The organism is Roseateles sp. GW821-FHT03B02 (assembly GCF_059421025.1).
Genome location: NZ_JBWKUV010000003.1, coordinates 1 through 12,153, shown reverse-complemented (window position 1 = coordinate 12,153; position 12,153 = coordinate 1). Strand labels below are relative to the sequence as shown.

At 68.3% G+C, this 12,153-nt stretch carries 14 protein-coding genes; 7 read left to right on the top strand and 7 right to left on the bottom strand.

What is annotated here, in order from left to right; genetic code table 11:
• Nucleotides 1-84 precede the first annotated feature (84 nt).
• Entirely contained in the window at nt 85-1,248 is a 1,164-nt protein-coding gene (locus AC07VX_RS09805) for a GGDEF domain-containing protein (protein ID WP_493164531.1), read from the top strand.
• Here the strand turns inward: AC07VX_RS09805 and AC07VX_RS09800 are convergent.
• Entirely contained in the window at nt 1,228-1,872 is a 645-nt protein-coding gene (locus tag AC07VX_RS09800) for a tetratricopeptide repeat protein (protein ID WP_493164530.1), read from the bottom strand. The genes AC07VX_RS09805 and AC07VX_RS09800 overlap by 21 nt on opposite strands.
• A gap of 56 nt (nt 1,873-1,928) precedes the next feature.
• Between AC07VX_RS09800 and lipB the strand changes: the two genes are divergently transcribed.
• Nucleotides 1,929-2,606, top strand: coding sequence for a lipoyl(octanoyl) transferase LipB (gene lipB, locus AC07VX_RS09795; RefSeq protein ID WP_493164529.1), 678 nt, complete (start codon nt 1,929-1,931; stop codon nt 2,604-2,606).
• Nucleotides 2,607-2,608: 2 nt separating this feature from the next.
• The gene (lipA, locus tag AC07VX_RS09790) at nt 2,609-3,574 is read left to right on the top strand and encodes a lipoyl synthase (RefSeq protein WP_493164528.1); all 966 of its coding nucleotides are present in this window, start codon (nt 2,609-2,611) and stop codon (nt 3,572-3,574) included.
• Here lipA and AC07VX_RS09785 read toward each other — a convergent pair whose 3' ends face one another.
• From AC07VX_RS09785 to AC07VX_RS09770, 4 genes are all read right to left on the bottom strand, one after another.
• Nucleotides 3,575-4,558 (bottom strand): N-acetylmuramoyl-L-alanine amidase-like domain-containing protein, encoded by a 984-nt coding sequence (locus AC07VX_RS09785; RefSeq protein ID WP_493164527.1) that lies wholly within the window; start codon nt 4,556-4,558, stop codon nt 3,575-3,577.
• 88 nt (nt 4,559-4,646) lie between these two features.
• On the bottom strand, nt 4,647-5,138 hold the full coding sequence (locus AC07VX_RS09780) for a TlpA family protein disulfide reductase (RefSeq protein WP_493164526.1): 492 nt from the start codon (nt 5,136-5,138) through the stop codon (nt 4,647-4,649).
• 41 nt (nt 5,139-5,179) lie between these two features.
• Complete coding sequence (locus AC07VX_RS09775; protein ID WP_493164525.1) at nt 5,180-6,283, bottom strand: hypothetical protein; 1,104 nt, start codon at nt 6,281-6,283, stop codon at nt 5,180-5,182.
• A 188-nt stretch (nt 6,284-6,471) separates the two neighbouring features.
• Nucleotides 6,472-7,710, bottom strand: a complete 1,239-nt coding sequence (locus tag AC07VX_RS09770) for a CaiB/BaiF CoA transferase family protein (protein ID WP_493164524.1) — start codon at nt 7,708-7,710, stop codon at nt 6,472-6,474.
• Between the two features lie 71 nt (nt 7,711-7,781).
• Here AC07VX_RS09770 and AC07VX_RS09765 point away from each other — a divergent pair, with 71 nt between their 5' ends.
• From AC07VX_RS09765 to AC07VX_RS09755, 3 genes are read left to right on the top strand one after another with little or no spacing between them, the layout of a single operon-like run.
• Nucleotides 7,782-8,240: a hypothetical protein gene (locus tag AC07VX_RS09765; RefSeq protein WP_493164523.1), complete on the top strand. Its 459-nt coding sequence runs from the start codon at nt 7,782-7,784 to the stop codon at nt 8,238-8,240.
• Between the two features lie 11 nt (nt 8,241-8,251).
• Nucleotides 8,252-8,650 (top strand): PTS sugar transporter subunit IIA, encoded by a 399-nt coding sequence (locus tag AC07VX_RS09760; protein WP_493164522.1) that lies wholly within the window; start codon nt 8,252-8,254, stop codon nt 8,648-8,650.
• Nucleotides 8,647-8,916, top strand: coding sequence for an HPr family phosphocarrier protein (locus AC07VX_RS09755; RefSeq protein WP_056194300.1), 270 nt, complete (start codon nt 8,647-8,649; stop codon nt 8,914-8,916). The genes AC07VX_RS09760 and AC07VX_RS09755 overlap by 4 nt, the downstream gene beginning before the upstream one ends.
• A 56-nt stretch (nt 8,917-8,972) precedes the next feature.
• Here AC07VX_RS09755 and AC07VX_RS09750 read toward each other — a convergent pair whose 3' ends face one another.
• Nucleotides 8,973-9,776 carry a GNAT family N-acetyltransferase gene (locus AC07VX_RS09750; protein ID WP_493164521.1) on the bottom strand — a complete coding sequence of 268 codons (804 nt, stop codon included), beginning with the start codon at nt 9,774-9,776 and terminating at the stop codon, nt 8,973-8,975.
• Between the two features lie 115 nt (nt 9,777-9,891).
• Between AC07VX_RS09750 and ptsP the strand changes: the two genes are divergently transcribed.
• A complete protein-coding gene (gene ptsP, locus AC07VX_RS09745) occupies nt 9,892-11,676 on the top strand; it encodes a phosphoenolpyruvate--protein phosphotransferase (RefSeq protein ID WP_493164520.1) in 1,785 nt (594 codons plus the stop codon).
• Nucleotides 11,677-11,746: 70 nt separating this feature from the next.
• On the opposite strand, the gene AC07VX_RS09740 is transcribed toward ptsP, so the two are convergent.
• Nucleotides 11,747-12,153: hypothetical protein (locus tag AC07VX_RS09740; protein WP_493164519.1), on the bottom strand; the 407-nt coding region annotated here is incomplete at its 5' end.

The following is a 12,153-nucleotide window of genomic DNA, read 5'->3' as shown; positions in this document are numbered from 1 at the left end:
TAGAGTCCACGCCGCCCCAGGGAGGGGCGCCGCCCCGTTTCGAGCGATCAATCGCCTGGGGCGCATCGCTTGGAGGCCGGTGCCATGGACATCCAGACCCTGACGATCGTGACCTGCGTGACGGCCGCCACCATGGCCGTCGCGATGGGCGCCATGGCGCGGTCCAGCCCGGGCGACGCCTGTCTGCGGGACTGGGCCGTGGCGGGCCTGCTGTTCCTGGCCAACAGCCTGCTGGGCTTGGTCGCCCAGGCGATGACCCTGCCGCCCTGGGTGGTCGTGGGCGCCAACGTCTGCACGATCGCGGGCTATCTGCTGGTCTGGTCGGGCCTGCGCCAATACCTCGGCGGGCCGCCAGGCTACCGCTGGGTGCTGGCGGTCACGGCCGTCGCGCTGCTGCTCAACCTGCTGCCGGCCGTGCGTTCCAACCTGCCATTGCGCCTGCTGGTGGGGTGGCCCGTCATCGCCGCCACCTGCTATGCCGCCACCTGGTTGATCCTGCGCACGCCCCGGCCGAGGCGCTCCGCGGCGCTGACGGGCATGGCCTTGTGGATGGCCCTCTACGGCAGCCAGCAGGCAGCCCGCGTGCTGCTGCTGCTTCAGTCCGTGTTGAGCGGGCAGCCGATGGACTGGAACAGCGTCCTGATGACCGCCGGGCGGCTGTTCTTCTTCCTGTTCATCCTGCTGACCTCGATGCTGTGCGCGCTGCTGGTGCTGCAGGACAAGGCACAGGCCTTGCAGCGTAGCGCCGACCTGGACCCCATGACCGGCTGGTTCAACCGGCGCGCGATGGCCCGCATGCTGGATGCCGAACTGGCGCGCGCCCGCCGCCTGGGCATGGGCCTGCATCTGCTGGTTTTCGACATCGACCACTTCAAGGCCATCAACGACCAGCATGGCCATGCGGTCGGTGACCAGGCCATCTGCCACGTGACCCGCGTCGTCGAGCAGGAGCTGCGCGGCTACGACGAGCGGTTCCGCATTGGCGGCGAGGAGTTCGTCGTCTGCGTGCCCGGCCCGCAGGCCCTGGCGCTGGCCGAACGTCTGCGTGCCCGGGTGGAGGGCACGCCGCTGGTGGTCGGTGGCCTCAGCGTCGCCATCACGGTCAGCGTCGGTCACGGCGAGGCTTGGCCCTTCGACACCTGCTGGGACGCCGTGCTGCAGCGGGCCGACAAGGCGCTCTTCGAGGCCAAGCGCGGTGGACGCAATCGCGTGGCGACGCTGGCGGGATCAGAGCCGCTGGCGGCCTGAGGCATCGTCTGCCTCCAGCGCGCGAGCCTTGAGCCGGGCCGCGTCGTCGCCGTTCCTGGCCGCCACGTCGTACCAGTAGCGTGCCAGCCGCGCATCGGCCTCTACGCCATCGCCGGTCTCGAACATTGACGCCAAGATGTATTGGGCGCCGACATCGCCGGCCTTGGCGGCTTCCAGATACCAGCGATGGGCCTGAGCCATGTCCTGGCCGCGTCCGCGGCCCAGGTAGTAGCAGGTGGCGGTGGCCAGTGCGCCATCGCCGTTGCCGTGCTCGGCTGCGCGCTCGAACCAGCCGCAGGCGGCCTTGGCGTCGGGCTTGCCGTGGCGGCCTTGCTCGATCATTTCGCCCAGCGCGTTCTCGGCCAGTGCGTGCTGCTGGGCAGCCGCGCGCTGCAGCCACTGCCAGGCCTTGGCGTCGCTGGCGCCGGGCAGTTCGCGGCGCAGATTCATCATCGCCAGGTTGAATTGGCCCAGCGCCTCGCCGCGACTGGCGGACGCGGCAAAGCCCCTGGCGGCCGCTTTCAGGTCGCCATCGTCGTAGGCGGCCAGCGCGTCGGACAGCGGGGCCGCCCGCGCCAGCGAAGTGGCGAGCAGAAGGGCGGTGATCAGCAGGTTGGTCTTCATCGGTGCGAGTCGGCTCAGGCGCGCCGGGGCTTACAGCGCCTGCCTATGATGCCCGCATGATCGTCAAGACTCTCGGGCGGGTCGAATACCTGCCCACGCTGGAGGCCATGCGCGCCTTTACGGCCGCGCGCGATGCCGACACGCCCGACGAGCTCTGGTTGTGCGAGCACCCACCGACCTTCACACAAGGCCTGGCCGGCAAGCCCGAGCACTTGCTGCTGCCGGGCGACATCCCCGTCGTCGCCACCGAGCGCGGTGGCCAGGTGACCTATCACGGCCCCGGCCAGGTCACGGCCTATCCGCTGGTGGACCTGCGGCGCCTGGGCATCTTCGTGAAGGAGTACGTCTTCCGCCTGGAGACGGCCATCATCCAGACGTTGGACAGCTACGGCGTGACCGGCCTGCGCGTGGCCGGCGCCCCCGGCATCTACGTGCGCCCGGCCGACCCGGCGGGCCACGCCGCACTGGCCGGGCCGGCGGATCCGACCGATGCCTTTCGTGGGCTGGCCAAGATCGCGGCTTTGGGCATCAAGGTCAGCCGCCACTGCACCTACCACGGCCTCGCGTTGAACGTCGCGATGGATCTGGAACCCTTTTTCCGTATCAATCCCTGCGGATACGAAGGCCTGGAAACCACTTCCCTCGATAAAATCGGGGTTTCTACCGACTGGTCCACCGCGGCCGGCCGGCTCGCCGAGCGGCTCTCGGCCCAATTCGAAGTCCTGACGCCCTGACCATGTCCGACACGACCAGCTACGACCCGAGCGTGAAGCAAAAAGCCGAGGCCAAGACCTCGCGCATCCCGATCAAGATCGTGCCGGCCGAGGTGCTGAAGAAGCCGGACTGGATCCGCGTGAAGGCCGGCTCGCCGAGCACTCGCTTCTATGAGATCAAGCAGATCCTGCGCGAGCACAAGCTGCACACGGTCTGCGAGGAGGCGAGCTGCCCCAATATCGGTGAATGCTTCGGCAAGGGCACGGCCACCTTCATGATCATGGGCGACAAGTGCACGCGTCGCTGCCCGTTCTGCGACGTCGGTCACGGCCGGCCCGACCCGCTGGACGCGAGCGAGCCCGAGAACCTGGCCAAGACGATTGCGGCGCTCAAGCTCAAGTACGTCGTCATCACCAGCGTGGACCGTGACGACCTGAAGGACGGCGGCGCCGGCCACTTCGCCGAGTGCATCACCAAGGTCCGTGATCTCAGCCCCTCGACGCAGATCGAGGTGCTGGTGCCCGACTTCCGTGGCCGCGCGGACCGCGCGCTCAACATCCTGAAGGCCGCGCCGCCGGACGTGATGAATCACAACCTCGAAACCGCGCCGCGCCTCTACAAGGAAGCGCGCCCCGGCTCCGACTACGAGTTCAGCCTGAACCTGCTCAAGCGCTTCAAGGAAGAAGTGCCCGGCGTGCCGACCAAGAGCGGCATCATGGTGGGCCTGGGCGAGACGGACGACGAGATCCGCCAGGTGATGCGCGACATGCGTGCGCACAACATCGACATGATCACCATCGGCCAGTACCTGGCGCCGTCGGGCCACCACCTGCCGGTGCGCCGCTACGTGACGCCAGACGCCTTCAAGCAGTTCGAGAAGGAAGCCTACGAGCTGGGCTTCACGCACGCGGCCGTTGGCGCGATGGTGCGCTCCAGCTACCACGCGGACCAGCAGGCCCACGCGGCGCTGAACCCGACCGCTACCTGATCAGAGCGGCCGCGCGGGGCGCGGCTGCGGCGCCATCGGCGGCACCTGCGGCGACTCGTCCAGGCGCAGAAACTTGAAGCCGGCGAGCTGCGGCTTGTTCTGGCCCGCTTGGCGCGCATCGCGCTCGGCCATGCGGGCGATGAAGCCCTGCAGCGTCTCCTCGCGCACCTGCGGCTCCGCCGAGTGCAGCAGCCGGCGCGAACCGTCGGCACCCGTGACGATGAGGCCGACGTGCGAGGCCCAGGATTCGCCGCCGCGGCTGGAGATGACGTTGACGAAATCCCCATCCTGCAACTGCGCCTCGATGGCCGCCACGTCCTGCGTGGCGATGTAGACATCGTCGAAGTCCTGCACCGGGATGTCGCGCCGGACTTTGAATTGCTTCTTCAGAAAGGCCTGGCGGTCGATGCGCTGGCGGTAGGCCTGGGTCTGTGCGCCCAGTGTGCGGGTGATGTCCTGCACCAGCCAGCTGTTGGCGAGATTCCAGTCGGCCTCGGTGTAATGGTTGCGCGAGGCCACGCCGACGACGCCATCGCGGTAGCGGATGCGCTGCAGCACCCAGAAGAACTCCTCCCACGACGCGCTCAGCGCCATCGCATAGGTGTGCTCGGCGAAGACGACGCAGTCGCTCTTGCTCAGGTCGAACAGCGGCTGGCTGTCGTAGGTCTCGTAGGGAAATTCGCCGAGCAGGAAGAGCTCGTAGGGCTGGCCGATGTTCTTGCGTGCCAGGGCCGCGACGCGCTGGCGCAGCAGGGGCTGGTCCAGTTGCTGCCACGCCAGGAAACGGCCGACCTCGGCGGGCTGCATGCGGTACAGCGGCTTGTTGAGCAGGTCGGCCAGCTGCGCGTCGCTGAGGCCGACGCGGGCGGCCGCCTGCAGTTGCGCGGGCGTCGGCTCGAGGCGCGGCGGCTCAGGCGGCTGCGGACGATGGGCGCAGCCGGCCAGCAGCAGCGACAGGGCAAGGGCGGCGAACGTCTTTTGCATTGCCGCAGTGTCGGCCGGGGCCGCCGCGCGCGCCCATGAGAGCTTGTGGGCCAGCCATAACGTTGCAGCCCGTCGGGCTGCGGCGTGCTCAGCCCTCGGCGAGCAACTGCTCGATGAGGCCGTGCAGCGCGGCGAAGTCGGGTTCGCCGACGTAGCGCTTGACGATTTCGCCGCGCTTGTTGATGAGGAAGGTGGTCGGCGTCATCTGCACCGGGCCGAAGGCATTGGCCACGCTGCCGGTGTTGTCGATGGCCACGCCGAACGGCAGACCGCGCGTCTCGGCGAAGCGGGACACGAAGGCCGGCGGGTCGTAGCTCATGGCCACGGCCAGCGTGTCGAAGCCGCGGCTCTTGAACTTGTTGTGCGTGGCGACGACCTGCGGCATCTCCTTCACGCAGGTCGCGCAGCTGGTGGCCCAGAAGTTCACCAGCATCACCTTGCCGGCCCACTGCTGGGAGCTGGCTTTCTGGCCGTTCAGCAGCACGTAGTCGACGGCGGGGGCCTGTTCGCGGGCGCAGCCCGACAGCGTGGCGGCGCAGACCAGGGCAAGGGCAGGGGCGAAGGTGCGGCGGGACAGCATGGCCGCCATTCTAGGAAATCGGCAAAAGCCTCAGAACCCGTTCAGGGGCGGCGTGCCAGCTCGAACATCAGCAGCGAGGGCAGCGCGTCGGGCAGGTGGCGGCGCGAGATGCGGGCCACGCCGTCGCTGGTGGCGGTGGACAGCTGGGTGCGGTGCTCGCCGTCGAACATCTCGACGAAGCAGAAGTCCGGCGCGTCCTGGCTGACGCCGGCGATGAGCTGCAGCAGCGGCTCGCTCATCTGCGCGGCGTCGAACAGCAGTGCATGGGGCAGGCCTTCGCGGCAGAACTGCTCGGCCTCGGCCACGCTGCCGACGGTGTCGATGAGCATGCCCATGTGCCGCACAGCGGCCTGGGCCTCAGCGCGCAGATCGCGGCTGGCCGACAGGATGAGCAACTGGCAGCCCGCCAGCGGGCGGGAGTTGCCGCCCATGCGCTCGGCCTCGGCTTCCAGCCGGGCGTGGGTGCTGTCGGGCGCGGGCGGGGCTTCGTCGGGCGCGAGCTGGTTGAATTCCAGCGTCAGCAGCGTGATGCCGGACTCCTGCTCGCGCAGCGGCAGCACGCCGAGCGTGATGGCCGTCTGTTCCAGCAGCCGCCAGGCCAGGGAGTCCAGCCCCGGCGTCGGGGCGTTCGGATCGGCGTCGTCGCTGAGCAGTTCCAGCGAGCGGTGAGCGAAGCGGCAGCTCAGCCGGGCCTTGACGGGCCAAGGCGTCAGGTCCAGGCGCAAGTCCACCGAGGAATGCGTGTTGGCCAGGGCCCAGTCCATCAGCGCGTTCAGCAGGGCGAACAGCAAGGCGCCATCGGCCCAGATCTCGACGGGCTTGAGCGACTGGCGCACCTGCACGCCGCGCGCCTGGGTCTCGCGGCTGCGCTGGGCCAGCACGCTGCGCAGCATCTGCGTGAGGTGCTGGCGCTCGCGGTTCAGGCGCAGGCGGCCGGAGGCGAGGCGGGCCAGCTGCTGGCCGAGCATGCCGGCGGTGCGGGCGTCGTCCACGCTGCGGCGCAGCAGGCGCAGGCCGCGGCGGTCGATCTGGCCGGTGGTGGCGAGGTTCTGGATCTGCTCCAGCGCCGCGCTCAGCGGCCCGGCGATCTCGGCGCCGAGCTGCTGGACGATGTCCGCCCACTGGACCGGCGTCGGCTCAGGCATGACATCGTTGGCGGCACTCGCTGGCGCTGAAGAAGGTGGTGTGGACATGACCCGGTGGCTGCGGACCCGAGGCGGATGGTTCTAGGTGGTTGGCCCACCTCGGCGCGTGCACGCATGCTGCGGACAGGCGGGCGCCACCTCCATCCCCCGGCCAGGGGGAAACCCTTGGTTCAGGGGTGGGTCAACCCTCACGCGATGACGCCGGCCGCGCGCCAGTTCGTGATTTCTTCCACGCTACAGCCGGCTTCACGCAGCAACTCGTCGCTGTGCTGGCCCAACAGCGGCGGTGCATGGCGGTAGGCCACCGGCGTGGCCGACAGCTTCATCGGGCTGGCGATGAGGTGCAGATCGGGCGTCAGGGGGTGGGGCATGGCAATCACGGCGCCACGAGCTTGCGCCTGCGGATCGGCCAGCGCCTCACCAATTGAGTTGATCGAGCCGCAGGGCACCTTGGCGGCTTCCAGCGCCGCCAGCCAGTCGTTGCGGGGGCGCTGGCGGATGGCTTCTTCCAGCTGCGGCACGAGGACGGCACGGTGGCGCACCCGCTCGGCGTTCGTCGCGAAGCGCGGGTCGGCGGCCCAGTCCGGCCGGCCGGCGATGTCGCAGAACTTGGCGAACTGGCGGTCGTTGCCGACGGCCAGGATCAGGTGGCCGTCGCTGGTCTCAAAGACCTGGTAGGGCACGATGTTCTGGTGCGCATTGCCCATGCGACCCGGCGCCTTGCCGCTGCAGAGGTAGTTGCTGCCGAGGTTGGCCAGCATCGCGAGCTGGGTGTCCAGCAGGGCCATGTCGATGACCTGGCCCTGGCCGGTGGCGTCGCGGTGGCGCAGTGCGGCCAGGATGGCGACGGTGGCGTACATGCCGGTGAAGAGGTCAGCCACGGCCACACCCACCTTCTGCGGGCCGCCGCCGGGCAGGTCGTCGCGCTCGCCGGTGACGCTCATCAGCCCGCCCATGCCTTGCACGGCGTAGTCGTAGCCGGCGCGCTCGGCGTAGGGGCCGGTCTGGCCGAAGCCGGTGATGGAGCAGATGACGAGGCCGGGGTGCTCGGCCAGCAGGCTTTGTGCGTCCAGCCCGTAGCGGGCCAGGTCGCCCACCTTGAAGTTCTCGACCAGCACATCGACCTGGCCGGCCAGCCTGCGCACGATGGCCTGGCCTTCGGGCGTGGCGAGGTCCACAGCCAGGGAGCGCTTGTTGCGGTTAGCGCCGAGGAAGTAGGCGGCCTCCGAGGTGTCCTGCCCGTCGGCGTCCTTCAGATAAGGCGGTCCCCAGGCGCGGGTGTCGTCGCCGCTGCCCGGGCGTTCGATCTTGATGACGTCGGCGCCCAGGTCGGCCAGCGTCTGGGTGCACCAAGGGCCGGCCAGCACGCGGGACAGGTCCAGCACGCGCACCCCGGCCAGGGCTTGGGGAAAGGGCTTGTCTTGCATTGAGGAATTGTCGGCGGCCGGCTGTCGATAATTCGGCCATGCGCCCGAGGACGACCGCCGGATTTGCCCTAATGCTTGGCCTGCTGGCGGCGTGCCAGCCGGCACTGAACTGGCGCGAGGCGCGGCCGGCCGGGTCGGGCGTGGTGGCGCTTTTCCCCTGCAAGCCCGAGGTCGAGCAGCGCAAGGACATGGGCTTGGCCCAGTGCGAGGCGGCGGGCAAGGGGTTCGCGCTGTCCTGGGCCGAGGTGCCCGACCCCACCCAGGTCGGCGCCGCGCTGAAGGCCATGCCCCAGGCGCTGGCCGGCAAGCTGGGCCAGACGCTGCCCCCGGCTTCGCCGCTGCAGGTGCCCGGCATGACGCCCATGCCCGAGGCGGCGCAGTACCGGCTCGGCAGCGCCGGCGGCGTCACGCGCGTGGCGGTATTCGCCCATGGCGGGCGGGTCTATCAGGCCCTGATGACGGCGCCGCAGGACGACGCGGCGGCGTGGGACGCTTTCCGCGCCGGGCTGGCCGTCGAGGCCGCCCGCTAACATCGCGCCCCATGCCCAACTTGCTCGTGATCGCCCACGCGCCGCTGGCCTCCGCGCTGCGGCAGGTGGCCGAACACACGTTTCCGGACTGCGCGCCGACGCTGACCGTGCTGGACGTCCACCCCGGCATGTGCGCCGACGACGTCGAGACGGCGGCCCGCGCGCTGATGGCGCAGGCCGGCCAGCCCGAGTGGCTGGTGCTGACCGACGTGTTCGGCGCGACGCCCTGCAACGGCGCCCAGCGCCTGGCGGGGGAGCAGGTGCAGGTGCTCAGCGGTGTCAGCGTGCCCATGCTGTGGCGCACGCTCTGCTATGCCAGCCAGAAGCCTTTGACCGAGCTGGCACGCCGCGCCATGCAGGGCGCGGTCACCGGCATCGTCGCCACGCCCCCCTTGCCCCCCGACGAATGATCAAGTCCACCCTCACCATCAGCAACAAGCTGGGCCTTCACGCCCGCGCCTCGGCCAAATTGACCAAGCTGGCTGGCAGCTTCAAGTGCGAGGTCTACATGAGCCGCAACGGCCGGCGCGTGAATGCCAAGAGCATCATGGGCGTCATGATGCTGGCCGCCGGCATCGGTGCCACGGTCGAACTGGAAACGGATGGCGAGGACGAGCAGGCCGCCCAGGACCAGATCACCGCCCTTGTCAACGACAAGTTCGGCGAAGGTCAGTGAGCTGAGTTAGACGTCGGACGAAGGTCCGCCGTCATGTAAGGCGGCGGGCATGCAGCTCAGCCCGCGATGCGGCGAAAGCGTGCCGGCAAATCGGCGGTGCGCAGCATCAGCGGCAGGTCGGCGGTGTTGAAGTCGGGGTCCCAGGCGGGCTCGCCCATCAGTTTGGCGCCGCAGCGCAGATAGCCGCGGATCAGCGCCGGGGGTTCCACCACCAGGTCTTGGCGCAGGTGGTCGATCGGCAGCGGCAGGCGCGGGCGCACCTGGCAGTCGATGGGCGCGAGATGGTCGGCGGCGATCTGCTTCCACAGGCTGGCCGCGAAGTGGCCGCCGTCGCGCATGCTGACGCTGGCGCAGCCGATGACGGTGTCCAGGCCGTTGCGGGCCATGAACTCGGCCAGCGCGCCCCACAGCGCCAGGATGGCGCCGCCGCTGCGGTGCTCGGCATGCACGCAGGAGCGGCCGATCTCCGCCACGCGGGGGCGCAGGCTGCGCAGCCGGGTGAGATCGAATTCGGTGTCGCTGTAGAGGCCGCCGGCGCGCTTGGCCGCTGCCGGGGTCAGCACGCGATAGGTGCCGATGACCGGGCCGGGTTCGCCGTCCTCGCCGTCGGTTCGCACGAGCAGGTGCTCGCAGTAGGCGTCGAAGAGGTCGATGTCCAGGCCGGCCGGTGCATCCTTGGGCCTGGCCAGGCGGGCGCCCATCTCGACGGCGAAGACCTGGTAGCGCAGGGCCTGGGCTTCGCGCACCTCGGACTCGCTGCGCGCCCAGCTGACGCTGAGGCGGGTTGAAGGCGTGCGCTGCGTGCGCTGCAGGGCAGGGGCATGCGACAGCGCATGCGTGACGATTTGGCTGCGGTTCATGGCCGCCATGCTGGGCGGCGGCGTTGACGCGGCGGTGAAGGTCCTATGAAAAAACCATGACGAACCGGGTCGCCGCAACAGGCTACATTGGCCCCTCGATCTGCGGAGTGCGCTGATGAGTTTTCAGGTGTTCGGCATTGCGGTCTCGCGTGGCGTGGCCATCGGCCGCGCCGTGCTGGTGGCCTCCAGCCGTGTTGACGTGGCCCACTACTTCGTGGCGCCGGACCAGGTCCAGACCGAGATCGAGCGCCTGCTGCGCGCGCGCGACGCTGTCGTGCATGAGCTGGAGACGCTGAAGGACGAACTGCCCGACGATGCACCTCACGAACTGGCCGCGCTGCTCGACGTGCATCTGATGCTGTTGCATGACGAGGCCTTCACGGGTGGCGCCAGCCATTGGATCGTGGAGCGCCACTACAACGCGGAATGGGCTTTGTCCGCCCAGCTGGAGGTGCTGGCGCGCCAGTTCGACGAAATGGAGGACGACTATCTGCGCGAGCGCAAGGCAGACCTCGAACAGGTCGTCGAGCGCGTGCTGCGGGCGCTGGCCGAGGAGCAGGGCGACACGCCCACGCCGGTCACGCCGCGCGACTTCGGGGGAGAGGATCCGCTGCTGCTCGTCGCCGCTGACATCGCACCGGCCGACATGATCCAGTTCAAGCGCAGCGTCTTCCGCGGCTTCATCACCGACATCGGTGGCAAGACCTCGCACACCGCCATCGTCGCGCGCAGTCTGGACATCCCGGCCGTCGTCGGCACCCGCGAGGCATCGCGCCTGATCATGCAGGACGACTGGGTCATCATCGACGGCGATGCCGGCACCGTCATCGTCAATCCATCGCCCATCGTGCTGGAGGAATACCGCTTCCGCCAGCGCCAGAGCGAGCTCGAGCGCGCCCGCCTTGGGCGGCTGCGCCACACGCCGGCCGTGACGCTGGATGGCGAGCACATTGAACTGCACGCGAACATCGAGATGCCGGCCGACGCCGAAGCGGCCGTGGAGTCCGGGGCTACCGGCGTTGGCCTGTTCCGCAGCGAATTCCTCTTCATGAACCGTGACGGCGAGTTGCCGAGCGAGGATGAGCAGTTCGCTGCTTACAAGGCCGCGGTCGTCGCGATGAAGGGCATGCCGGTCACCATCCGCACCGTCGACGTCGGCGCTGACAAGCCGCTGGACCGGCTGACCGTCAACGAGTTGCGCCACGAGCATGTGCTCAATCCCGCCATGGGCCTGCGCGCCATCCGATGGAGCCTGGCCGAGCCCAGCATGTTCCGTCAGCAGTTGCGCGCCATCTACAGGGCCAGCGCTTTCGGCAAGGTCAGGCTGCTGGTTCCCATGGTGGCGCATTTGTCGGAGGTCAGACAGATCCTCGAGACCGTGCGCAAGGTGCAGCAGCAGTTGACCGACGCCGGGCACGCCTATACCCGCGTCGAACTGGGCGTCATGATCGAGATCCCGGCTGCCGCCATCATGTTGCCGCTGCTGCTCCGACATGTGGATTTCGTCTCCATCGGCACCAACGACCTGATCCAGTACACGTTGGCCATCGATCGGGCGGACGAGGCGGTGGCCCATCTCTACGATCCCTGGCATCCGGCGGTCCTGCAGCTCATTCATCAATCCATCGCCCAAGCGCGCGCGATGAGCAAGTCGGTGAGCGTCTGTGGCGAGATGGCGGGCGACCCGGACTTCACCGAGTTGCTGTTGGCCATGGGATTGCGCAGCTTCTCCATGCATCCTTCCCAGATCCCGGCTGTGAAACAGCGCGTGCTGCGCGCCGACTCCCAAAGGTTGGCGGCGACCTTGCCCAGGGTGATGGAAAGCGATGATCCTCAGGCCGCTGCCGAGAGAGAGCTGGCGGCGGCGCGAGGCGGTGCGACGCTGGCAGCGATGCATTGAAGCGCATGTAGCCCCTATCTATATAGATGTCGAGCCTCGCCGGAACCCGCGCAGGGCGCCTTCTTTGGCGCTAGTTTTCAAAATCTCTTGCCCTGCGCGAATTTCCTGTGCTACAGTCGTGGGCTTCGCTGATCACAAAGCGCAGCGCGAACCGGAAGCGGTTGGTGCGGCGAGTTGAGAGAGGCGGGCAGACTGCAAAGTCTGGGCGAGCTGGAGAGCTCGTTAGGTGCTGAAGTTCTTGAGGCTCTGTCTGAAAAGAATTTTCAAAAAGTGCTTGACGATGCTGCGAAAGCAGATCAAAATCTCGCCTCTTTGCTGCTGACAACTGAATGCTGATGCAAACAGTTTGAGGCGGTAAGGAAAGCCAAGTCGGCCAATGAAAGTTGGCAGAGTATTGAGGAAAGAAATTTTCAAAAATACTTGACGACGAAGCAAAAAGCAGATTAGAATCTCGCTTCTTTGCTGCTGACGACAAAA

Excerpts from the sequence above, each read along its gene's own strand:
- AC07VX_RS09750 (WP_493164521.1), bottom strand. The coding sequence starts at position 9,776 with ATGAACCGCAGCCAAATCGTCACGCATGCGCTGTCGCATGCCCCTGCC.
- AC07VX_RS09755 (WP_056194300.1), top strand. The coding sequence starts at position 8,647 with ATGATCAAGTCCACCCTCACCATCAGCAACAAGCTGGGCCTTCACGCC.
- AC07VX_RS09805 (WP_493164531.1), top strand. The coding sequence starts at position 85 with ATGGACATCCAGACCCTGACGATCGTGACCTGCGTGACGGCCGCCACC.
- AC07VX_RS09770 (WP_493164524.1), bottom strand. The coding sequence starts at position 7,710 with ATGCAAGACAAGCCCTTTCCCCAAGCCCTGGCCGGGGTGCGCGTGCTG.
- AC07VX_RS09775 (WP_493164525.1), bottom strand. The coding sequence starts at position 6,283 with ATGCCTGAGCCGACGCCGGTCCAGTGGGCGGACATCGTCCAGCAGCTC.
- AC07VX_RS09760 (WP_493164522.1), top strand. The coding sequence starts at position 8,252 with ATGCCCAACTTGCTCGTGATCGCCCACGCGCCGCTGGCCTCCGCGCTG.
- lipB (WP_493164529.1), top strand. The coding sequence starts at position 1,929 with ATGATCGTCAAGACTCTCGGGCGGGTCGAATACCTGCCCACGCTGGAG.
- AC07VX_RS09800 (WP_493164530.1), bottom strand. The coding sequence starts at position 1,872 with ATGAAGACCAACCTGCTGATCACCGCCCTTCTGCTCGCCACTTCGCTG.
- AC07VX_RS09785 (WP_493164527.1), bottom strand. The coding sequence starts at position 4,558 with ATGCAAAAGACGTTCGCCGCCCTTGCCCTGTCGCTGCTGCTGGCCGGC.
- lipA (WP_493164528.1), top strand. The coding sequence starts at position 2,609 with ATGTCCGACACGACCAGCTACGACCCGAGCGTGAAGCAAAAAGCCGAG.
- ptsP (WP_493164520.1), top strand. The coding sequence starts at position 9,892 with ATGAGTTTTCAGGTGTTCGGCATTGCGGTCTCGCGTGGCGTGGCCATC.
- AC07VX_RS09780 (WP_493164526.1), bottom strand. The coding sequence starts at position 5,138 with ATGCTGTCCCGCCGCACCTTCGCCCCTGCCCTTGCCCTGGTCTGCGCC.
- AC07VX_RS09765 (WP_493164523.1), top strand. The coding sequence starts at position 7,782 with ATGCTTGGCCTGCTGGCGGCGTGCCAGCCGGCACTGAACTGGCGCGAG.